General features: G+C 71.3%; 16 protein-coding genes and 1 pseudogene. 7 read left to right on the forward strand and 10 right to left on the reverse strand.

Going from position 1 to position 20,982, the window contains the following annotated elements:
* Positions 1-39: 39 nt before the first annotated feature.
* The 6 genes from ACFY1S_RS16485 to ACFY1S_RS16510 form a co-directional block, all read right to left on the reverse strand.
* Positions 40-2,007, reverse strand: coding sequence for a discoidin domain-containing protein (locus ACFY1S_RS16485; protein ID WP_387118233.1), 1,968 nt, complete (start codon positions 2,005-2,007; stop codon positions 40-42).
* Between the two features lie 156 nt (positions 2,008-2,163).
* A complete protein-coding gene (locus ACFY1S_RS16490; protein ID WP_364364121.1) occupies positions 2,164-2,343 on the reverse strand; it encodes a DUF6903 family protein in 180 nt (59 codons plus the stop codon).
* A gap of 19 nt (positions 2,344-2,362) precedes the next feature.
* Positions 2,363-3,241: a carbohydrate ABC transporter permease gene (locus tag ACFY1S_RS16495; protein WP_387118237.1), complete on the reverse strand. Its 879-nt coding sequence runs from the start codon at positions 3,239-3,241 to the stop codon at positions 2,363-2,365.
* Positions 3,242-3,252: 11 nt separating this feature from the next.
* Entirely contained in the window at positions 3,253-4,227 is a 975-nt protein-coding gene (locus ACFY1S_RS16500; protein ID WP_387118240.1) for a carbohydrate ABC transporter permease, read from the reverse strand.
* Between the two features lie 70 nt (positions 4,228-4,297).
* Entirely contained in the window at positions 4,298-5,620 is a 1,323-nt protein-coding gene (locus ACFY1S_RS16505; protein ID WP_387118243.1) for a carbohydrate ABC transporter substrate-binding protein, read from the reverse strand.
* A gap of 176 nt (positions 5,621-5,796) precedes the next feature.
* Positions 5,797-6,774, reverse strand: a complete 978-nt coding sequence (locus tag ACFY1S_RS16510) for a LacI family DNA-binding transcriptional regulator (RefSeq protein ID WP_387118247.1) — start codon at positions 6,772-6,774, stop codon at positions 5,797-5,799.
* 117 nt (positions 6,775-6,891) lie between these two features.
* On the opposite strand from ACFY1S_RS16510, the gene ACFY1S_RS16515 reads away from it, so the two are divergent.
* The gene (locus ACFY1S_RS16515; RefSeq protein ID WP_387118250.1) at positions 6,892-8,715 is read left to right on the forward strand and encodes a glycoside hydrolase family 35 protein; all 1,824 of its coding nucleotides are present in this window, start codon (positions 6,892-6,894) and stop codon (positions 8,713-8,715) included.
* Positions 8,716-8,792: 77 nt separating this feature from the next.
* On the opposite strand, the gene ACFY1S_RS16520 is transcribed toward ACFY1S_RS16515, so the two are convergent.
* The 3 genes from ACFY1S_RS16520 to ACFY1S_RS16530 form a co-directional block, all read right to left on the reverse strand.
* Entirely contained in the window at positions 8,793-10,622 is a 1,830-nt protein-coding gene (locus ACFY1S_RS16520) for a glycoside hydrolase family 15 protein (RefSeq protein WP_387118253.1), read from the reverse strand.
* Between the two features lie 22 nt (positions 10,623-10,644).
* Positions 10,645-11,121 carry a hypothetical protein gene (locus ACFY1S_RS16525; protein WP_387118256.1) on the reverse strand — a complete coding sequence of 159 codons (477 nt, stop codon included), beginning with the start codon at positions 11,119-11,121 and terminating at the stop codon, positions 10,645-10,647.
* Between the two features lie 340 nt (positions 11,122-11,461).
* On the reverse strand, positions 11,462-12,778 hold the full coding sequence (locus tag ACFY1S_RS16530) for a hypothetical protein (RefSeq protein ID WP_387118259.1): 1,317 nt from the start codon (positions 12,776-12,778) through the stop codon (positions 11,462-11,464).
* A 218-nt stretch (positions 12,779-12,996) separates the two neighbouring features.
* Between ACFY1S_RS16530 and ACFY1S_RS16535 the strand changes: the two genes are divergently transcribed.
* Entirely contained in the window at positions 12,997-13,977 is a 981-nt protein-coding gene (locus tag ACFY1S_RS16535) for a DUF2804 domain-containing protein (protein ID WP_387118262.1), read from the forward strand.
* 15 nt (positions 13,978-13,992) lie between these two features.
* On the opposite strand, the pseudogene ACFY1S_RS16540 reads toward ACFY1S_RS16535, so the two are convergent.
* A pseudogene (locus ACFY1S_RS16540) lies at positions 13,993-16,598 on the reverse strand (CDP-alcohol phosphatidyltransferase family protein).
* A gap of 94 nt (positions 16,599-16,692) precedes the next feature.
* Here ACFY1S_RS16540 and ACFY1S_RS16545 point away from each other — a divergent pair.
* The 5 genes from ACFY1S_RS16545 to ACFY1S_RS16565 all read left to right on the forward strand — a co-directional run bounded on the left by ACFY1S_RS16545 (position 16,693) and on the right by ACFY1S_RS16565 (position 20,972).
* The gene (locus ACFY1S_RS16545; protein WP_387118265.1) at positions 16,693-17,676 is read left to right on the forward strand and encodes a dehydrogenase; all 984 of its coding nucleotides are present in this window, start codon (positions 16,693-16,695) and stop codon (positions 17,674-17,676) included.
* Positions 17,677-17,678: 2 nt separating this feature from the next.
* Positions 17,679-18,077: a 6-pyruvoyl tetrahydropterin synthase family protein gene (locus ACFY1S_RS16550; protein WP_387118268.1), complete on the forward strand. Its 399-nt coding sequence runs from the start codon at positions 17,679-17,681 to the stop codon at positions 18,075-18,077.
* Positions 18,077-19,156, forward strand: a complete 1,080-nt coding sequence (locus ACFY1S_RS16555) for a glycosyltransferase family 4 protein (protein WP_387119303.1) — start codon at positions 18,077-18,079, stop codon at positions 19,154-19,156. The genes ACFY1S_RS16550 and ACFY1S_RS16555 overlap by 1 nt, the downstream gene beginning before the upstream one ends.
* A complete protein-coding gene (locus ACFY1S_RS16560; RefSeq protein WP_387118271.1) occupies positions 19,153-19,971 on the forward strand; it encodes a class I SAM-dependent methyltransferase in 819 nt (272 codons plus the stop codon). Before ACFY1S_RS16555 ends, ACFY1S_RS16560 begins: the two co-directional genes overlap by 4 nt.
* A gap of 65 nt (positions 19,972-20,036) precedes the next feature.
* Positions 20,037-20,972, forward strand: coding sequence for a lysylphosphatidylglycerol synthase transmembrane domain-containing protein (locus ACFY1S_RS16565; protein ID WP_387118274.1), 936 nt, complete (start codon positions 20,037-20,039; stop codon positions 20,970-20,972).
* Positions 20,973-20,982 lie beyond the last annotated feature (10 nt).

Consider the following 20,982-nt stretch of genomic DNA (forward strand, 5'->3'; position numbering starts at 1 on the left):
GCCTCCGGCGCGATGCCGGAGGCTCCCCGTTGTGCCCGGTCAGTTGAGGGCGTAGATCTCCGCGGCGGTGGTCCACGGGTTGCCGTTGACCTCGCTCAGGGCGCGCAGCCGCAGGTACTGCCCGGCCTTCGCGGTGAACCGGACCTCCTTCTGGCTGGCGTTGTTGGCGAAGGTGCCGGTGGCCACCGCCGTTCCCCAGTTGACGCCGTCGGTGCTGACGTAGACCTCGTACTGGCCGATGCGTCCGTTGGCCGCGCCGGAGCCGCCGTCCTGCCGGGGCAGGTAGCGAATTCCGGAGACGGAGTAGCTGGCACCGAGATTGATCTGGATCTCGTGGGGCATCGGGGCGTTGCCGCCTGTGTACTTCGTGTGCCAGATGGTGCTGAGGTTGCCGTCGAAGGCGTTGGTCGCGGCCCCGTTCTCGGCGGCCGTCTCCTGGCTGTCCACGTACTTCAGGGACCATGCGGTACGCGGAATGACGCCGGCGCTGGGCACGCAGACGGTGCTCAGCTGGTGTGCGCCCCGGTCGGGACGGCACCCCTGGGTGACGGCGCCGCCGAAGTAGTCCCGGCTGCCCGGGTTGGTCATGACCTGGCCACTGGCCAGTGCCGGGGAGCCGGTGCGGAGCCGGTAGCCGCCGGCGTCACTGATCGAGGTGGCGGTGCCCGGCGCGACGAACAGCGGATCGGCCGTGATCTTGTTCGGGTCGGTGGGCTCACCGGCCGGGTGCTGGCCGTAGAACACGTTGGAGTCGAACAACAACCCGCCGGCGTTGTAGGTGGCCTGGGTCGTGCTCACGTAGAAGATGTTGTTGTAGAACTCCGCGTTGGCGCCGGTCGAGCCGTTGCTGTTGTTGATGATCTGGGCTGCCTGGCCGACGTAGAAGACGTTGTTGTAGATCTTCGTGTTGGTGAGCTTGCCGCACACGAGGTCGAAGATCTGGCCGCGGTCGTTCTGGCTGATGTTGTAGCGCACGATGTTGTCTTTGGTGGTGGAACCCCCGCCGTTGCACAGCAGGATGAAGCCGCCCTCGTTGTCGTGGCTGTAGTTGTACTGGTAGATGGTGCGGATGTTGCCCTCGTCCAGGTCGAAGCCCTGCCCGTCGCAGGTGCTCCGGCCGCCGCTGACCTCGTTGAACTGGAACAGGGCGTCGTTGATGTTCCAGCCCCAGATGCCTGCGGCGCACTGCGCGGGCTCGCGGACCCGGAAGCCGTCGACCCGGTTGTTCTCGGCAAGGGCGCTCTGCGTGTGGTGCACGTCGATGGCGTCGCCGCCGATGTCGGTGACCGTGTTGCCGCGTACGACGACGCGGGTCTGCGGCAGCCAGTTGCCGCAGGTCGAGCCGCAGTTGGGGTTGGCCAGCTCGGGCCGGACCATCCAGCGGGTCCAGAAGTGGATGCCGTAGCGGTCGACGGTGGCGATCGTGTTGTTGTTGATCAGCACGTCGTCGAACTTCGTCTGCGTGGTGTAGCCCAGAACCTCGAAGAAGATGCCGGCGCTGGCGTCGTCATCCTTCTTGGTCTGGTTGCCGTTGACGTCGTGCACGCTCAGGCCGGTGACCCGGTAGTAGGTGCCGGTGCCGGAGTTCTCGCGGATGATGTGCACGCCGCGGCGGGTGGCAATCGCCGACCCCTTGTTGGAGATGTCCAGGTTGCGGATCTCCCAGTACTGCTGGTTGTAGAGCTTCACGACGTCGACGACCGCGCCGTTGCCGGCCAGCGCCGGCTTGGCGCCGCTGCCGTAGGCGTCGATGACGATCGGTGCGCCGGAAGCGCCCGAGCCCTTGGGGAAGAGCTGCTGGTTGGCGCACGTCGTACCCCGCCGGATCAGGATCTGATCTCCGGCGGCGAACGTCCTGGCGTTCACCGGCGTGAAGCTGTTCCAGGGGCTGGCCTGGGTGCCGCTGCCCGACGTGCTCGCGGAGCAGTCGACGTAGTAGTTCGTCGCGGCTGCCGCGGCGGGGGGCGCGGCGACCAGTATGGCGGTGGCTAGCGTGGTCAGAGCCACAAACGAGGACCTGAACAAGCGCATCGAGAGTCCTAACCGTGGGGGTGGTCGGGGGAGCGGTTCACGTGCGTGTAGCTGTCCTGCGCGTACGACCGGGAGGTGTCGCCAGCGACGGACCCGGGGGACCGCGGGCTCGTCGGCCGGCGCCGGCCCGGTTCACCGGAACTTTCGGTTGTAGTCCGCGAGAAGACCGATCAGGACGGCGAGCGCCACGAGCATGATCGCGAGGCTTCCCCAGCCGACCGTGGGCCGGACGACCACCACCGTGACGACGCAGGCGAGCGCGACCAGAATCCGGGCGACGACGAGCACTACGACACGCGTCGGTTCCTTCATGACATCCCTTTCTCGGGCCTCAGCCCTTGACGCCGCCGGCGGCCATGCCCTGGATCAGGCGGCGCTGGATCAGCGCGTACAGGAGCAGCACCGGCACGATGACGATGACCATGCCGGCGTAGAGCCGCCCGGGGTCCGCGGCCGCCTTCTGCGCGGCCATCAGGTTGAGCAGGCCGACCTGCAACGTCTTGCCCTCACCGGGCAGCAGCGTCAGCGCGATGATGAAGTCGTTCCAGTACGCCAGGAAGTTGAACAGGATCACCGTGGTGACCGCCGGGCGGGCCATCGGCAGCATCACCCGCGTCATGATCCGGAAGCGGGACGCCCCGTCCAGCAGCGCCGCCTCCTCGAAGTCCCCCGGGATCGACCTGAAGTACGCGCTCAACAGGTAGATCGTGAACGGGATCGAGGTCGCCGCGTAGACAAGCGAGAGCATCGCCGGGTTGTCGAGGAAGAACCCGTCCGGGAACACGTCGACAAGCGCGCGGTCCCAGTCGACGAGCATCAGGAAGATCGGCACCACGATGTAGTTCACGTTGACGAAGAGCCCGGCAAGCAACGCCAGCTCGACGATGCTCTTGCCACGGAACTCGTACCTGGCGACGACGTACGCCGCCGGCACCGAGACGGCCAGCACGAAGACCAGGCCGAGGACTGTGACAAGCACCGACGTGGCGAAGTAGCGGCCCATGTTCGCGCCGCCGAACGCGTCGACGTAGTTCTGCAGGTGCAGGCCGTCGGGCAGGGTCCAGGGGCTGCCGAAGAACTCGCTCTTGCGCTTCAGCGAGGCCACCAGCACCCAGGCGACGGGGATCACGATGAGCACTGTGATCCCGCCGACGAGCAGGTGGGTGAGGCCCCGGCCGGGCCGCGGACCGGATTTGTTGATCGTGGTCATGGGAGTGTCCTCTAGAACTGGAGGGGCTCACGCCGGGTCGCGCGGCTCACCAGGAGCGACACGAGGAACGAGAAAGCGAAGATCACCACGCCGATGGCCATGCCGTAGCCGTAGGCCGAGTTCGTGTAGGCCTGCTTGTACATGTAGCTGAGCAGCACCTCGGAGGCGCCGTCCGGACCGCCACCTGTCATCGCCCGGACCAGCACGAAACTGAGATTGACCGCGCTGAGGATGAAGAACGTCAGCGTCGTGCGCAGGTTCTGCCAGATCAGCGGCAGTGTGACGGCGAAGAACTGCCGAATGGCCGACGCGCCGTCGAGGGCCGAGGCCTCGTACAGCTCCTCCGGGATGCTCGCCATGCTCGACATGTAGATGACCATGTAGTAGCCCAACGACTGCCACAGCATCGCGATCGCGACCGAGTAGAGCACCAGCTTCTGGTCCCCCAGCCACACCCGTTGCAGGCCGTCCAGCGACAGCAGCCGGAGTGTGCCGTTGAGCAGGCCGTTCTCCTGGTCGTAGACGGCTGAGAAGATGGCCACGATGACCACTACCGAGAGCACGTTCGGGACGTAGAGCACGAACCGGTAGAGGGTGTGGCCGCGCAGCTTCTGCCGGGTCATGACGGCCGCGAGGAACAGGCCCATCCCCATCGTCACCACTGTCACGACCACGAGCAGCGCGACGGTGTTCTGGAACGCGCGCAGGAACTGCTCGTCGTCGAGCAGCTTGCTGAAGTTGTCCAGGCCGACGAACCGCATCTGCGTGGAGAAGCCGCTCCAGGTGTAGAGCGACATCCGGAACACGTTCACCGTCGGCCAGATCATGAACAGGGCGAACAGCGCCAGCGCCGGTAGCAGACAGACGGCGACGAACCGGCCGTCGCCGCGCCGGCCGCGCGCGGCGGTACCGCGCGTCGACGCCGGGGATCGACCGGACGCCCGCTTGCTGGCGCCCGGGGTTGGTGGAGTGAGGGTCGTCGTCACCGTGACCAGTCCTTGGCTCTCGCAGGGGGAGGGAACGGCGGCAGCCCGGTTCCCGGGCTGCCGCCGGGCGTCACTTGCCCGCCTGCCGCAACTTCTCGCTGGCGTCGTTCAGCGCGGTCTGCCACTGGTCGACGGTCTTGTCGCCGCTGATGATGCTGTTCGCGGTGTCGAAGAGCGTGCCCTTGATGTTCACGCCCTCGACCGGCGCGGTGCTGGCGAAGCCACCGACCAGGGCGGTGATGCTCGGGTCCTCGTAGAGCTGGTAGAACGGGGCGATCTCGGCGGGCAGCGTCGCGGCGATGCCCTTGATCGGCTGGATCGCGTTGGCCTTGGCGAAGATGCCGGCGGCCTCGTCGGAGTAGAGGTAGGCGACGAAGTCCTTCGCGGCGTCCTTGTTCTTCGCGTCGCTCGGCACCCAGACCGACTCGACGATTGTGGTCAGGTAGCGCTTGCCACCGGCGGAGACCGCCGGCAGCGGGGCCATCGCCCACTCGAAGCCCGTGGCGCGCGGCGCGTCCTTCATCTCGCCGACGACCCACGTGCCGTTCGGCATGAAGAGGGTCTTGTTGTCGAGCAGAGACTGCTGGTTCTTGGTGAAGTCCTGCTCGTTCGCGTACCCGACTGTGGTCTTCGCCGCGTAGCTCAGCAGCTTGGCGGTGATGTCCAGGACCTGGCGCGCCTGGGCGGTCTTCCAGACACCCTCGGAGTACGTCATGGCGTCCTTGTAGAACTGCTCACCGCCGACGTCCGCGAGCAGCGCGAAGAAGAACGAGTCCAGGTAGCCCGCGGTCGGGTACGTGAACAGCGCGATGCCCTCGGCCTTGGCGGTGTCGCCGAGCTTGAACATGTCGTCCCAGCTGGTCGGGACCTGCCAACCCTTCTGCGCGAAGAGGCCCTTGTTGTAGACCAGGCCGGTCGGCGCGTAGTACATCGGCATCAGGTAGGTCTTGTCGTCGTTGTACGGGTTGGTGCTCAGGTTGCCGACGATCCCGTCGGCGAGCTTGGACCGCACTGTGGACTGTTCGCCCGGGACGGTCATGTCCAGGACGCCTGTGAGGTCCTCCAGCGCCCTGTCCTTGACCAGCGTCTCGGCGAGCGCGGCCTTGCGGCCCTGGGGCAGCACCACGACGTCGGGGAACTTGCCGGCCTTCATGTTGGGGCTGATCTCGTCCTCGAGGGTCTTCGAGAGCTGCAGCTGCACATCCACGTCGGGGTGCTTCGCCTTGTAGGCGTCGACGACCTGGACGTACATGTCTCGGCCGTAACCACCCTCGAAGGCCGCGATCTTCAGCGTCTTCTTGCCGTCGGCGTCGTCGCCGCCTCCGGAACAGCCGGCGAGCAGGCTCAGCGCTGTCGCCGCGGCGACCGCTAGGACGATTGGTCTTCTCAACATGGGGGGTCCTCCATGGGCGGTACGCACGGCGGTGCGGGATTGAGCGGCTGGACGGGGGCATGGCATAGGCCCACAAGATCGCGGGCGGGGCCAATGCGTTGTTACTGTGGCACCCGTAACATGAGCCGTCAAGAACGATGTGCCGACAGCGCCGACAGCGCCGAGGGGTCGGGGGGTCAGCGGGACCGCGGCGCGGCGGTCGACTCCCGGACGATGAGGCTCGGCTGCGCCACCGATTCCCCGGCGTCCTCGGTGCCCAGCAGGAGCGCGACGGCGGCGGCCCCGGAGCTGTAGAAGTCCTGGCGGACGGTGGTGAGCGGCGGGTGGCAGTACGCCGCCAGCTCGATGTCGTCCACGCTCACGATCGACACGTCCGCGGGCACCGACCGCCCACGCTCCCGCAGCGCCCTGATCAGCCCGAACGCCATCTCGTCGCTGGCCACGAAGATGGCCGTGACCTCGGGAATCATCGCGAGGATCTGCCCCTGACGGTAACCGGACTCGGGCGACCAGTCGCCCTCCAGCGGCGGCGGCGCGTCGATCCCGGCGGCGGTCAGGCACTCCTGCCAGCCCTGCCGGCGCTGACGGGCCTCGATCCACTCGTCCGGCCCGGCCACGTGCCACACCTGGCGGTGCCCGGAGTCGAGCAGGTGCTGGGTGGCCATGCGCCCGGCCTCGTGCTGGTCGATGCCCAGCACCCGGGCGCCTGTCGTGCGTGAGCCGTCCACCGTGACCGTGGGGATGTCCCTGGTGATGTCCTCCATCCGCTGGGTCACGGAGATCAGCGGGACCGCGATGATGATGCCGTCGACGCCCTGGTCGGACAGCTTGAGCAGGGACTTCTCCATCATGGCGGTGTCCAGCTCGGCGATCGTCGCGATGCTCACCGAGTACCCCGCCTGCCCGGCCGCCGCCTCCACCCCGGCGGTCACCGCCGAGCGCGAGTAGTAGCCGCCGGACTGGAGCAGGACCAGGCCGAGCGTGAAGCTGCGGCCGGACGACAGCAGTCGGGGGGCGCCGTTGTACCGGTACCGGAGCTGCTCGACGGCGGTCAGCACGCGCCGGCGGGTCTCGGCATTGACGTTCGGCGAGTCGCGCAGGGTGCGGGACACCGTCTGCGCCGACACGCCGGCGGCGCGTGCCACGTCAGCCATGCTCGGCTGCTTGCCACGCATTGTCGCCTCGGTCATCCGTGCCGCCCTCCTGGAAACCTGTACTGGCGCATCCTATCGGCATTGTTAGGAATGGCACGGGTAACATAAGCTGCCGCCATGATCGAGACGACCCGGCGGGGCAGCGCGACAGCGCCGCCGACGAGACCCTCTCCCGCGCTCGGCTGGCACGACCGCCAGCTCTACCGACACGGGGTTCCGCACCGCATCCTGTCCGGCGCCCTGCACTACTTCCGGGTCCACCCCGAGTTGTGGCGCGACCGGATCCGGCGGCTGGCCGACCTGGGTCTGAACACCCTCGACACGTACGTGCCCTGGAACTTCCACCAGCCGCACGCGGACCGCGCACCCCGCTTCGACGGGTGGCGGGATCTGGAGGCGTTCGTCGCGCTCGCCGGCGAGGAGGGCCTCGACGTCGTCCTGCGGCCCGGTCCGTACATCTGCGCGGAATGGTCGAATGGTGGACTGCCGGCCTGGCTCACCGCCCGCGACGTGGCCCTGCGCACCTCCGACCCGGCGTTCACCGAGCCGGTCGAGCGGTGGTTCGACCACCTCATCCCCCGCATCGCGCGCCAGCAGACCCACGCCGGCGGACCGGTCGTGGCGGTGCAGGTCGAGAACGAGTACGGCAGCTACGGCGACGACGAGGCGTACCTGCGCTGGAACCGCGCCGCCCTGCTCGACCGCGGCATCACCGAGCTGCTGTTCACCGCCGACGGCCCCACCGAGCTGATGCACGACGCGGGTACGGTGCCCGGAACGCTCGCCGCCGCCACCCTCGGCTCGAAGCCCGAGGCCGCCCGTGCCCTGTTCACCCAGCGCCGGCCCGACGAACCGTTCGTGGTCGCCGAGTACTGGAACGGCTGGTTCGACCACTGGGGCGAGCGGCACCACGTCCGCGCCGTGGACAGCGCCGTCCGCACTCTCGACGCCATCATCGCAGAGAGCGGAAGCGTCAGCCTCTACATGGCGCACGGCGGCACCAACTTCGGGCTGTGGGCCGGCGCGAACGCCGAAGGAGGCCTGCTGCAACCCACAATCACCAGCTACGACTCCGACGCGCCGATCGCCGAGGACGGGACACTCACCGCGAAGTTCCACGCCATGCGCCGGGCGCTTGGCGCCACCGGGCCACTGCGGGTGCCCGAGCGGATGCCTGTCCTCGCGCCGGCGCGGGTGCCGTTGACCCACCACGCCGACCTGATCGCCGGCCTGCGCGCCGTACCGGCACCGGAGTCGACAGGGCCGCGGCCGGCCACCTTCGAACAGCTCGGCCTGGACGCCGGGATGGTGCTGCTCACCGCCCACCCGAAGATCCCGCCGGGCGCGCACACGATCGTCCTGACCGACGTCCGCGACCGGGCCGTCGTCCTCGCCGACGGTGTACCGATCGGAGTGGCAGACGGTGCGCATCCGGAGCTACCGATCCACGGCACCGGGGCGACGGTGCGCCTGGAGATCCTGGTGGAGAACCTGGGCCGCATCAACTACGGCCCCCTTGTCGGACAGCACAAGGGCCTGCTCGGTCCGGTGCTCGTCGATCGCCGGATAGTGCACGGTTGGACCAGCTCGCCGATCGCCCTGACCGAGTGGACACCTGACGACCTGCGCCGTGCGACAGGCGCCGGACCGGCCAGCACCGGCGCCGGTTTCGCCGTCGCGACGGTGCGCCTCGACGAGCCCGCCGACACCTTCCTGGCCCTGCCCGGCTCCGCGCACGGCCTGGTCTGGGTCAACGGGTTCCTGCTCGGCCGCTACTGGGACATCGGTCCGCAGGTCACCCTGTACTGCCCGGCGCCACTGCTGCGCAGCGGCGAGAACACGGTGGTCGTCCTGGAGACCGACCGACTCGGCTCCGTCCTGGAGCTGCGCGACCGGCCCGAGTTGGGCCCCACCGAGGAGTACGTCGAGGAGTTCGACTGACGCACAGGCGGGCGTACGGTGCCGCGCGTTCAGCCCGGTCGCGGCACCGGATCCGCCCGCCGTGCCTCGGGGCGTGGTCATTCCCCGGCCCCCTTCTCGGCGGCCGGGGCGTCCCGGATCGCGAGCGCGGCCTGGATCAGCGCGGCGTGGGTAAGCGTCTGGGGGTAGTTGCCGAGGAACGCCCCGGTCTCCGGGTTCACCTCTTCGCCGTAGAGGCCGAGCGGGTTGGCGCGTCCGAGCAGTTCCCGGAACAACTCGACAGCCTCGGCGCGTCGTCCGGTGTGCGCGAGGGCCTGCACGAGCCAGAACGAGCAGGGCAGGAACGCGCCCTCGGAGCCGGGGAGGCCGTCGCGCCCCGGCGGATAGCGGTAGAGCAGCGGGCCACCGGCGGAGAGCCGGTCGCGAATGGCGTCGACAGTGCCGCGTACCCGATCCGACCCGATGTCGTCGACGCCCAGCAACGGCAGGACGAGCAGAGCCGCGTCCAGCTCTGGCGAGCCGTAGCTGCGCACGTAGCTCGCCTGCGACGGGTCGAACGCCCGGAGCCGGACATCGGCGACGATGGCATCGCGGGCCCGCTGCCACCGGCGGCGCCGCCGCTCGGAGAGCCGGTGGGTGTCGGCGATGCGCAGGGCACGGTCGACGGCAAGCCAGCCCATGAGCTTGGAGTGCACATGCTGAACGGGTTCGCGCACCTCCCAGATGCCGGCATCGGGCTCCGGCCACCGTCGGGCGACCAGATCGGCGAAGCCGCGTACCGCCCGCCACGTCTCCGAGTTCAGTCGGTGTCCCGCCTGCACGAGCACCCACGCGGCATCGACCACCCAGCCGTAGCCGTCGAGTTGGTGCTGCTCGGCGGCGCCGTTGCCGACGCGCACCGGCACGCTGTCGAGGTAACCGCGCCAGCCGGGCAGCTCCCGCTCCCGCGGCACGTGGCGGCCGTCAAGTGTGAACAGCGCCGGCAGGCGTGGTCGCTGTAGCCGGCTGGCATGCAGCAACCAGGCGAGGAAACCGTTGGCCTCGTCGAGTTTGCCGACGCCGAGGAACGCGTTGACACCGATGCTGGCGTCCCGCGGCCAGACGTAGCGGTAGTCCCAGTTGCGCGCCCCGCCGGGATCCTCCGGCAATGAGGTCGTCGGCGCGGCCACAGGTGCCTGCGACGGCGAGTAGGTCAACAGCCGCAGGGTCAGCAGGCTGCGCACGACGCTCTCCCGGAACGGCAGTGAGGCGTCGATGCCCGCCGCCCAGCGTCGCCACCTGTCCTCGTCGGCGACGAGAAGCTCCCAGGCCGCGGCCGGCTCGACGTGGACCAGCGGTTCCCGATGGGCGATGGCCAGCACCAGGGTGACCGGGTTGCCCGGCGTGACGGTGAGTCCGGTGGGCGTACCCGGCTCGATGGTGATGTCGGGCGCGCAGCCCAGGGACACCGCGAGGGACCCCCACTCACACACGAGATCCCGGCCCCGGTGCTGGACCCGGGGTCGGCGATGCCGGTCGCCGAGCCGGGGATCGAAATCCACGACGGCGTCGACCGGGCCTCCCTCGGCCGTCAGGCGTCGCACGAGCACAGTCGTGGGCAGCAGCCGTCCGGCGAGTTCGGCCACCATGCCCTCGGTGAGGGTGAGGCGGGTGCCGCCCACCGCCCACGTCGTCTCCAGCGTGGCGCTGTGCCGCCGGTAGCGCCGTTCGACGACCGGGGTGGGCGCGGCGGGGCCGACCCGGAAGGTCCCCGCCTCCGGGCCCCCGACCAGCCGGCCGAACAGGGGGTCGCCGTCGAAACGGGGTACGCAGAGCCAGTCGATCCCGCCGTCACTGGCGACGAGGGCAGCGGTACGGGTGTCACTCAGCAGTCCGTAGTCGGCGATCGGCGTCGGAGGCCGCTGCGGGGTCTCCGGGACGGTGGTCATCGCGAACCTCGGCCGCCGCGGGTCAACGAGCCTGGAGAAGCAGCCCGAGGACCACCCCGTAGATGACGTGGACGACAACCGTGACAGCCGGAGTCTGCACGCCGTAGTTGAGCGCGAACAGGCCGGGCGGCTCCAGTGTGGCCGTGCTGGCGGGCCCGGCCCGGTGCGACGCCATGCGCGGATGGACACCTGGCAGCAGGGGCAGGAGCACGGTCAGCGCTATCGCCACGTGCAGCGCGCCGAGCAGCCCACCGATCCACCAGTCGGCGCGACGCAACAAGGCGAACACGGCGGCGTACCCGAGAGCGAAGCCCTGACCGGCGGTGAGGTGGATGAAGAACCCGACGACCCGAGCCCGGTCGGGATCCTCGGTGATGATGGTCCCGAGCACCAGGGGAAGATCGAGACGGGTGAGCCCGGCCATCTGAGCGCTGATCATCGTCGCGGTCAGCGCCGCGGTGGCGACGATCCCGAACAGCGCCCATCCCGCCCAGTCCATCTCAGCGGGAGTCGGCGTCGTCGGCCGGCCGCGTGTGACAGGCGCGTGCAGGTGAGCCTGCCGGCACCTGTCGAACGAGCGTGGCGCCGCCCGCCCGTACGCGGCAAGGCCAACTGACCCCGGACATCGCACGCCTTCCGGCTAGCACGGGAGAGGCTGGTACGGCGCCGTCCGTGGCGCGATTGCTCGCTCGGCTCTGCGCCACGGTGTCGCCGGGACCTACCTTAGGCGCACGACACCCGCCGGACTGAGGGTTCGCCGGACAGGGGTGGCGAACGACGATGACCGGGCCCCGGTCGCCCCGCCGTGGGGGCGGTGCGTCCGGGGCCCGACAGGTCGGTCAGGTGCGCCTGCGGCGACGCTTCAGCAGGAGGAATCCCACGCCGGCCGCCAGGAGGGCGGCACCGCCCCCGGCGGCGAGCGGCAGGGTGGTCGAGCGTCCGTCGACGGCGGCGAGGTCCCCGGAGTCGACAGCGGAGACCGGCGTGGATTCGTCGGTCACGGCTTCGGTGTCGGCGCTGGCGCTCGCGCTGGGCGTGGGGGTGGCGGCGCTGGGGGTGGGGGTCGCGGACTTCGAGGGGGCCGCGTCGATGGCGGAGAGCGAATCGCCGTTGAGCGCGACCTTGACCTTGGCCTGGCCGCCGCCGGAGGAGACGACGGCGACGGCCACCTTGCTCGCCTTGTCCGTCAGTTTCGTGATGGCGTCCGCGTTGGCCGCTGCGTTGTTCGAGGCTGTCTTGTTCTCCACCGTGGTGTCGATGAGCGACGAGGCGCCGTAGGAGCCCTTGGGAACGCGGTAGGCGTGTACGCCCTCGATCTTCGCGTCGAAGTTGCCGGCCGCGTGGCGGTACTCGATGACGAGCCGGTCGCCGCCCAGCGCGATGTCCAGGGCGCGGGTTCCGCTGCCCTTGCCGTGCAGGGAGCGCAGCGTGTAGGTGCCTGACTTGGTGACCTTGAGAGACGCCCCGCCGGAGAGCCATCCGGCGCGGATCAGTTCGGGCGCGGAGAAGCCGGATGCCCGGTAGCCGGCGCCCATGATGCTCTTGTAGCTGGAGCCTTCCGACTTGCAGGCGCCCAGGTTGCCGCCGGTGCACAGGAGGCGACCCTGGTGTCCGAAGCCCAGGTTGTGCCCCAGTTCGTGGCCGACGACGTCGATGCCACTGGCGGTGCCGTACAGGTTGATCCAGGTGGTGGGGCCGGGCAGGGTGGCGAGGCCGGCCCAGGGGCAGTTCGTCTTCTGCGCCGGGAAGACGATGGAGAGGCTCTCGTAGTCCTTGCCCGCGACCAGACCCCGCTTGGTGAGCTCCTCCCTGGTCAACTGGTTGATCTTGCTCTGCGGGCAGCCGGCGGCGCTCAGGTTCAGCTTGATCGGGCCGAGGAACTGCTCCTTGACGGCGGGCACGAGCGTGTACTGCCCGCGCGACACCTCCGACAGGAACGACGCGGCCGAGTCGCTCTTCGCCCCGAAGTAGGTGTCCGGCGTGGACGCCTTCACCTTCTCCGGGAACTGGAAGGACGCGTCGCTGAACTCCACCAGGACGGGGAGGATCTTCCTCGTCACCGGTGCGGCGACCGCCGGGGTGCCGGGGAGCGTGGCGGTGGCCAGCACGGCGATGCCTGTGGCCAGAGCGATGCGGCCGAGGGCAGACAGCTTCATGGGGTCCTGTTCCTTCAAGGGGGATGTCGGCGGTCAGGGACGCCGGTGTCCGTGACAGTGCCGTTTCGCCTGGATGTCCATCGTGGAGTGGCAGGGGAGGTCAGCCAGATCAGGTGCCAGCTATCCGGACATCCAATGTCTGATGTCGTATGACCGTAGGGGGCGTCAATATCTGCGTCAAGTGCTCGCCGAGAGCGGCGGCGGCTATCGTGCACGGCGTGACACACGAACGTGAGCTGGTCTCACCTGTCGACCTGTGCCAACCGGACGGGCGGCTCAACCCGGCAGCGGTGGGCTGGAGCCGCCGCCCGCTGCACACCGCGAACCTGCGCGGCTGGGGCCGGACCAAGCGGTGGGAGTACTGGGGCATCGTGACCCCACGGCACATCGTCGGGCTGGTCGCCTCGTCGCTCGACTACGCAGGTGTGCACAGCGTCTACGTGCTCGACCGGGACAGCGGCACCGAGACCAAGGCCGAGGCGGTGGTGCCGCTGGCACGCGCAGCGGTGCTACCGCCACGGTGCGGCGTGGGCGAGGCGGGCGCGCGGGGCGGTGACCTGGCGATCCGGATCACCCAACGGCCGGACGGCACCGCCATCTCGGCGAGCGCCCCCGGCGTACGACTGGAGGTGGACGTGCCGCTGCCGGCCGGCCACGAGTCGCTCGGCGTGGTCGTGCCGTGGAGCCCCACGCGATTCCAGTACACGGTGAAGGACCTCGGCCGTCCGGTCCTCGGCACGCTGGAGCTGCACGGCCAGACGTACGAGATCGGTGGACCTCACGCGTTCGCCGTGCTGGACCACGGTCGCGGCAGGTGGCCGTACACGATCACATGGAACTGGGCCGCCGGCGCGGCGCCGGGACGGGCGATCCAGCTCGGCGGCAAGTGGACCGACGGCACCGGCGTCACCGAGAACGGCCTGTTCGTCGACGGCCGCCTGCACAAGATCGGTGAGGAGCTGCGCTGGACCTACGACCGGTCGGACTGGCTGCGCCCCTGGCGGATCAGCGGGGAACGGGTCCAGGTCGAGTTCCAGCCGTTCCACGAGAAGGTGGCCCGCACCCACCTGGGTGTGGTGGCGAACGAGACGCACCAGTGTTTCGGGCACTTCTCCGGCTGGGCGACGACCGACGACGGGACGACTGTGAGCCTCGACGGGCTCGTCGGCTGGGCCGAGGAGGCCCGCAACCGCTGGTAGTGGCGCCTGTCGGGGTCAGCGAGGGGCGGCGATCGGTGGCGTCGACGGTCCGAAGGTGGTCAGGAACCGGTCCCGGAAGGTGTCCATCGGCCACACCGGGGCGTCCGGTCCCGGGCGCAACCCGGGCTGCCAGCCCCAGCCCGACACCCGGTCCAGCACTGCCGGGTCGCGCGCGACGATGGTGATCGGCACGTCCCGGCTGGCCCCCTCGCCGGTGACCACAGGCGCGGGCTGGTGGTCACCGAGGAAGACGAGCACCAGGTCGTCGTCCCCGTAGGTCCGCACGTAGGAGATCAACGTCTCCAGGGAGTACGCGATGGCCTGGCGGTAGCCGGCCCGTGCCCGGCCGGTGTCGTCGGCGTCGCCGCCGTCCTGGGCCGCCTGGTCGCGGTACACCGAGCCGTCACCCACCTGGTCCCAGCCGATCATCCGGGGCACCGCCGTCCACGGCGAGTGGCTGGAGATCAGCGGGATCTCCGCCATGACCGGTCGGTCCGCCTGGGCGCGTACCGTCCGCTGGAAGAACGACAACGTGTACTGGTCGGGCATCGGCGCGTAGCTGAACTTCGGCCCGCGGTAGCCCATCGCCTCGGCGTCGTAGTAGCGGTCGTACGAGAAGAAGCCCTGCTCCGGCCAGGGCTGGGTGGCGGCCGGCAGCACCCCGACGGTCTGCCAGCCGGCCCGGCGGAACGCGCCGTTGAGGGTGAGCCGGTCGCTGGCCAGCAGGCTGCGGTGCCGTTGCTCGTTGTCCGTCCACAACCCCGACAGCAGCGTGTCGTGCGCCAGCCAACTGCCGCCGCCGAAGGTGGGCGAGGTGAGAAAGCCGCTGCGGGCCTGGTATCCGGCGGCGCGCAGCCGCTCGGTCCCACCGTCGAGCACCGGGTTGACCTGCGGTGCCAGCTCCGGATCCTCGATCGCGTCGCGGCCGTAGCTCTCCACGAACGCCAGGACGACGTCCTTGCCGCGCAGCCCGGTGAGCAGGCGGTCACCGGGGACGTCCTGGAACGGGTCGGCGGCGATCTGGGCGGTGAACCGTTCGCGGTCCCGCAGTCGCGCGTCCACCTGCTCGGCGTGCGCGCCGACAAGCGCGGTGACCCCGGTGTCGGCCACCGGCACGCCCGGAACGATCCGCACGCCCACCAGGGCGCAGACCACCCAGCCGACGGTAAGCGCCGCCACCACCCGGGTCGCGGCCCGCTCGTGCTGGACCAGCAGGGCCGCCACCCGCCGCAGCGCCACTGTCGTCACCAGCAGCAGCACGCCGATCAGCAACAACGCGCCGACGGCAGCGCCCACCGCGCCGGCCCGGCCGGCCGAGTCCCTGACGAAGCCGAACGCGTCGTCCAGCAGCAGCCAGTCCAGCACCAGGTCGAACGGCCGGTCCAGGGCCGTGCGGAAGCCCAGGTCGGCGAGCTTGACGATGGCCAGCAGGCCCAGCAGCGGCCCGACCACGGCCACCACCACCCGCCGGGGTCGCGCCGGCAGCGCCAGCAGCAGCGCGGCGACCAGCAACCCCTCCAGGGGGATGCGCAGCAACGCGCCGGGCGTCAGCTCGCCGAGCCGGTCCGGACCGGCAAGCACGGCGTACACCAACCCCACCGCCAGCACCGCGCCCACCGCGCGCCGCGCACGGCCGCGCCCCACCTGCGACACCCCTGGGGTACGCGGGGACGCGTCGCCGACCACGGCGGAGCGCAGCCGGCCGGCCATCCGGCGCAGCCGGGCGGGAAGGGTCATCACGGCCTCCAGTCGGAGTGGACCGTACCGCCCGAGCGGACCGCCATCGCGCGCACCGGCAGCAGCGGCGGCACGACGACAGGCGTGTGCCCACCCGAGGGCAGCAGCGGCAACGCCACCGGAGCAATGGCCAGCGGCGCGACGACGGTCGTGGGGGCCGCGACGGAGACCGACGCCTGGCGAAGCCGCCGGGCCGCCGGACGGTGCCGCCACCGCCACGCCACGTCCCGGCCGAACGACTCGACGAGCAGCGCCAACGCCACCACCAGCACCAGCGTCGTCCACGGCTCCGGCAGCACCCGGGCCGCCGCCACGGTCAGCAGGACGCCCTGCGCGGCGGCCACCACCTTGCGCCAGAAACGCGGCGGCAGCGGACCGTCCAACCACTGCAGCACAGGCATCGCGGCGACGAACGCGTACCGCATCGCGCCGATGGCCAGCACCCACCCGCCCTGCGAGGACGCGACGTACCCGCTGAGCACCAGGATGAGGAACGCGTCGACCTCCATGTCGAAGCGGGCGCCGAGCGCGCTCACCGTGCCCGTGCGCCTGGCCACCCGGCCGTCGACCGCGTCCAGGAGCAGCGCCACGGCGCTCACCGCCACCAGCAGCGGCACCGGCGTGGGTCGACCGAACGAGTCCGCCACCAGGGCGGTGACCGCGCCCACCAGGATGCCCCGGGTCAGCGTGACCCGGTCGGCGGGGCCGAGTCGCGACGCGCCGGCGCGGCCCAGCCCCCGACTCAACGCGAGGCAGGTGACCACCGCGTAGGCCGACCCGACCAGCCAGCCGGCACCACCCAGCCCCACCGTGGCGGCCAGCGCCGCCAGCACGGCCAGTTGAGCGCTCAGCCCGATCACCGGACCACTTCGAACTGTGGGCACCGTACCTCCGTGTTTATGATCGACGACCCCGACAGGGAACACGGAAACCAGGTCCGTTCGGTTCGACAGGGACAAAAAGGTGAGGTGCGCGACGGTGATCCGCGAGGCGTACGCCTGCTGGGTGCGCGAACCCGGCGTGGCCGAGATCCGGCAGGTGTCGCTGCCCACGCCGGGCCCCGACGAGGTGCTGGTACGGGCGCGCTACTCAGGCGTCAGCAGGGGCACCGAGACGCTCGTCTTCGCCGGTCGGGTGCCCCCCGACCAGTACGCGGCGATGCGCGCGCCCTTCCAGGAGGGCGACTTTCCCGGGCCGGTGAAGTACGGCTACCTCAGCGTCGGCGTGGTCGAGCAGGGGCCGGCGGAGCTGCTCGGGCGCACGGTCTTCTGCCTGCACCCGCACCAGAGCGCGTACGTCGTGCCGGCAAGCGCCGTGGTGCCGGTGCCGGACGACGTGCCGCCCGCCCGGGCCGTACTCGCCGGCACCGTGGAGACCGCAGTGAACGCGCTGTGGGACGCCGCGCCGCTGGTCGGCGACCGGGTCAGCGTCGTCGGCGCCGGCATGGTGGGCTGCTGCGTGGCGGCGCTGCTCGCCCGGTTCCCCGGCGTGCAGGTCGAGCTGGTCGACACCGACGTGCGCCGCGCCGGGGTCGCCGGGGCGTTGGGTGTCGGCTTCGCCAGGCCCACCGACGCGACAGGCGACCGGGACCTCGTCGTACACGCCAGCGCCACCGCCGCCGGGCTGCAACAGTCACTGGACCTGCTCGCGCCCGAGGGCACGGTGATCGAGCTGAGCTGGTACGGCGACCGCCAGGTGCAGGTGTCGCTGGGCGGGTCGTTCCACTCCGGACGACTCACCGTACGCAGCAGTCAGGTCGGCATGGTGGCGCCCGCGCGACGGGGGCGGCGCAGCTACTCCGACCGGCTTGCGCTCGCCCTGGACCTGCTCGACGATCCGGCCTTCGACGCGCTGATCACCGGCGCGTCGCGGTTCGCGGACCTGCCCGGCGTCCTCGCCGACCTCAGTACGGGCGACCTGCCCGCCCTCTGCCACCTCATCACCTACGACGACGGGGAGTGACAGTGTTCAGCGTGACCGTTCGGGATCACATGATGATCGCCCACAGTTTCCGGGGCGAGGTGTTCGGCCCGGCCCAGCGCCTGCACGGCGCGACGTTCGTGGTCGACGCCACGTTCCGCAGGCCCGACCTGGACGCCGACGGCATCGTGGTCGACATCGGCCTGGCCACCGAGCAGCTGCGGGCGGTGCTCGGCGAGCTGACGTACCGCAACCTCGACGACGAGGAGGCGTTCGCCGGGGTGAACACCACCACCGAGGTGCTGGCCCGCACCATCGCCGACCGGCTGGCCGAGCGGGCGCACGCCGGCCAGCTGGGCGTGGGCGCGCGCGAGCTGACCGGCATCACCGTCACCCTGCACGAGTCACACATCGCCTGGGCCAGCTACGAGCGGTCCCTGTGATCGTCGCGGGCCGGACGGCGCCCGCCGACGGGCCGGGCACCACCGGCCGTACGGTGCACGTCGTCCTGCCCGGCGACATCGACGATCCGGCCACGCCCAGCGGCGGCAACGCGTACGACAGGCGGGTCTGCGCGGGGCTCGACGAGCGGGGCTGGCCGGTGCGCGAACACCCGGTCCCGGGGGCGTGGCCGCACCCAGGTCCGGCCGACCTGGCGCGGCTGGCCGGGCTGCTGGCCGCCCTGCCGGACGACGCAGTCGTGCTGCTCGACGGTCTGATCGCCTCCACCGTGCCGGACCTGCTCACCCCGCACGCCCGGCGGTTGCGCCTCGTCGTCCTCGTGCACCTGCCGCTCGACGACGAGGCAGAGGCCCGCGCGCTGGCCACCGCACGGGCCGTGGTCACCACGAGCGAGTGGACCCGCCGGGCGCTGGTGGCCCGCCACCCGTTGCTGGCCGACCGGATCACGGCCGCGCCACCGGGCGTGACACCGGCGCCGCCCGCGCCCGGCTCCGCCGCCGGTGACCGGCTGCTGTGCGTCGCGGCGGTCTGCAGGCACAAGGGACACGACGTACTTGTCGACGCGCTGTCCACCCTCGCCGGGTCGCCCTGGACGCTTGTCTGCGCGGGCACCCTGGACCGGGAGCCGGATCTCGTGCACCGGCTGCGCGCGCGGCTGGCCGGCGCGGGCCTCACCGAGCGGGTCCGGCTGGCCGGACCGCTGACCGGTGCGGCGCTGGACGCGGCGTACGCCGCCGCCGACCTGCTGGTGCTGCCGTCGCGCGGCGAGACGTACGGCATGGTCGTCACCGAAGCGCTGGCCCGGGGTCTGCCGGTGCTCGGCACCGACGTCGGTGGCCTGCCGGAGGCGCTCGGTCACGCCCCCGACGGCGACCTGCCGGGACTATTGGTTGCCCCCGACGACCCGGCGGCGCTGGCCGGCGCGCTGGCCCGGTGGCTGGCCGACGACGCCCTGCGCGCCCGGCTGCGGCGAGCCGCCCTGGGCCGACGCGACACCCTTACCGACTGGCCGGTGACGATCGCGTCGCTGGCCGCCGTGCTGGAGGAGGTGGCGGCATGACCGTCCAGGAGACCATGCCGTTCGCCGACTGGCTGCGGCTGCGCGAGCCCGCCGACGCGGCGGCCCGCGCCGAGGACCTGCTGGATGCCGTCCGGGCGCGGCTCGCCGGCGACCGCCCGACTGTGGTCCACGACCTGGGCAGCGGCACCGGCTCGATGAGCCGCTGGCTGGCCGCCCGGCTACCCGGCCCGCAGCACTGGATCCTGCACGACCGCGACGCCGACCTGCTGGCCCGAGCCGCCGAGGGGATGACCGGCGTGACCGCCGCCGACGGCGCCCCGGTCACCGTCAGCACCCGCTGCGGGGACCTCACCCGGTTGACCGCCGCCGACCTGGCCGACGGCTCGCTGGTCACCGCGTCCGCGCTGCTGGACATGCTCACCGCCGAGGAGGTCGACCGGGTGGTGGCCGCCTGCGTCGGCCGGCCCACCCTGTTCGCGGTCTCGGTGACCGGGCGGGTCCGGCTCACCCCGGCCGACCCGCTGGACGAGGCGGTGCAGGACGCGTTCAACGACCACCAGCGTCGTACCGTCGACGGCCGCCGGCTGCTCGGACCGGACGCCGCCGCCGTCACCGCCGCCGCGTTCGCGCGCCGGGGTGTCCAGGTGCGGGAACGCCCCAGCCCGTGGCGGCTCGGCCCCGAACACGCCGACCTGGCCGCCGAATGGTTCCGTGGCTGGCTCGGTGCGGCCCGCGCCCAGCGCCCCGACCTCACCGGCCCGACCCTGGCGTACGCCGAGCGCCGGCTGGCCGACGCGGCAGCGGGCCGGCTCACCGTCCTGGTCGAGCACCTCGACCTGCTCGCGGACGGATGAACTGATCTCGCCCTGGGTACGTGGACTAGGGCAAGTGGACGATCTTCATAGGGAGGCCGGCGCCGATGGTCTGGGCCTGGGCACGAGTGGTCGGCGGGGTGGGTCTGCTCGCCGTCCTGCTGTGGCAGGTGGGTGGCGGCCCGTTCCTCGCCGGGGTACGCCTGATCGACGCGCCCGCGCTGGCCGCGGCGCTGGTCATCGGCGTGCTCACCACGGTCTGCGCGGCCTGGCGGTGGAGCCTCGTCGCCGGTGGCCTGGGCGTACGGCTGCCGTTGGCGACAGCGGTCGCGCACTGCTACCGGGCAGTCTTCCTCAACGCCACCCTGCCCGGCGGGGTGCTCGGCGACGTGCACCGGGCGGTGCGCCACGGCCGCGACGCGGGCGACGTCAGCAGGTGCATCCGCGCGGTCGTCTGGGAGCGGACCGCCGGCCAGGTCGTCCTCGTGGGCGTGGCGCTCGTGGTGCTCGCCGCGTTCCCGTCGCCGGTGCGGTCGTACCTGCCGGTCGCCGCCGCGCTGCTTGTCGTCGCGGGACTGGCCGCCGTGCTTGCGGCGCGGGCCCTGCCGGACGGCGGCCGGTCGCGGTGGGTACGGCCGCTGCGGACTGCCGTGAACGACGTACGGGCCGGGCTGCTGGCCCGGCGTACCTGGTTCGGGGTGGTGGTCGCCTCCGCCGTGATGGTGGCCGGTCACCTGGCCACCTTCCTGGTGGCGGCACGGACCGCGGGCGCGGACGCCCCGCTGTCCCGGCTGCTGCCGTTGACTCTGCTCGCCCTGCTGGCCATGGGGCTGCCACTGAACATCGCCGGGTTCGGGCCACGTGAGGGGGTTGCCGCGTGGGCGTTCGGGGCGGCGGGCCTCAGCGCCGCCCAGGGTGTCGCCACCGCCACCGTCTACGGGGCGCTGGTGCTGGTCGCGAGCCTTCCCGGCGCAGCCGTGCTGCTGACACGGCGGACCCGGATTCCCCACACCCGGGAAGTCACGTCCGGCGATGACTGTTGAGCCGGTTGTG

This window comes from Micromonospora sp. NPDC000663 (assembly GCF_042898105.1).
In the GTDB taxonomy this organism is placed as follows: Bacteria; Actinomycetota; Actinomycetes; order Mycobacteriales; family Micromonosporaceae; genus Micromonospora.

Coding starts and splice junctions, on each gene's coding strand:
- ACFY1S_RS16565 (WP_387118274.1), top strand. CDS start 20,037: ATGGTCTGGGCCTGGGCACGAGTGGTCGGCGGGGTGGGTCTGCTCGCC.
- ACFY1S_RS16510 (WP_387118247.1), bottom strand. CDS start 6,774: ATGGCTGACGTGGCACGCGCCGCCGGCGTGTCGGCGCAGACGGTGTCC.
- ACFY1S_RS16525 (WP_387118256.1), bottom strand. CDS start 11,121: ATGGACTGGGCGGGATGGGCGCTGTTCGGGATCGTCGCCACCGCGGCG.
- ACFY1S_RS16495 (WP_387118237.1), bottom strand. CDS start 3,241: ATGACCACGATCAACAAATCCGGTCCGCGGCCCGGCCGGGGCCTCACC.
- ACFY1S_RS16520 (WP_387118253.1), bottom strand. CDS start 10,622: ATGACCACCGTCCCGGAGACCCCGCAGCGGCCTCCGACGCCGATCGCC.
- ACFY1S_RS16505 (WP_387118243.1), bottom strand. CDS start 5,620: ATGTTGAGAAGACCAATCGTCCTAGCGGTCGCCGCGGCGACAGCGCTG.
- ACFY1S_RS16490 (WP_364364121.1), bottom strand. CDS start 2,343: ATGAAGGAACCGACGCGTGTCGTAGTGCTCGTCGTCGCCCGGATTCTG.
- ACFY1S_RS16515 (WP_387118250.1), top strand. CDS start 6,892: ATGATCGAGACGACCCGGCGGGGCAGCGCGACAGCGCCGCCGACGAGA.
- ACFY1S_RS16560 (WP_387118271.1), top strand. CDS start 19,153: ATGACCGTCCAGGAGACCATGCCGTTCGCCGACTGGCTGCGGCTGCGC.
- ACFY1S_RS16530 (WP_387118259.1), bottom strand. CDS start 12,778: ATGAAGCTGTCTGCCCTCGGCCGCATCGCTCTGGCCACAGGCATCGCC.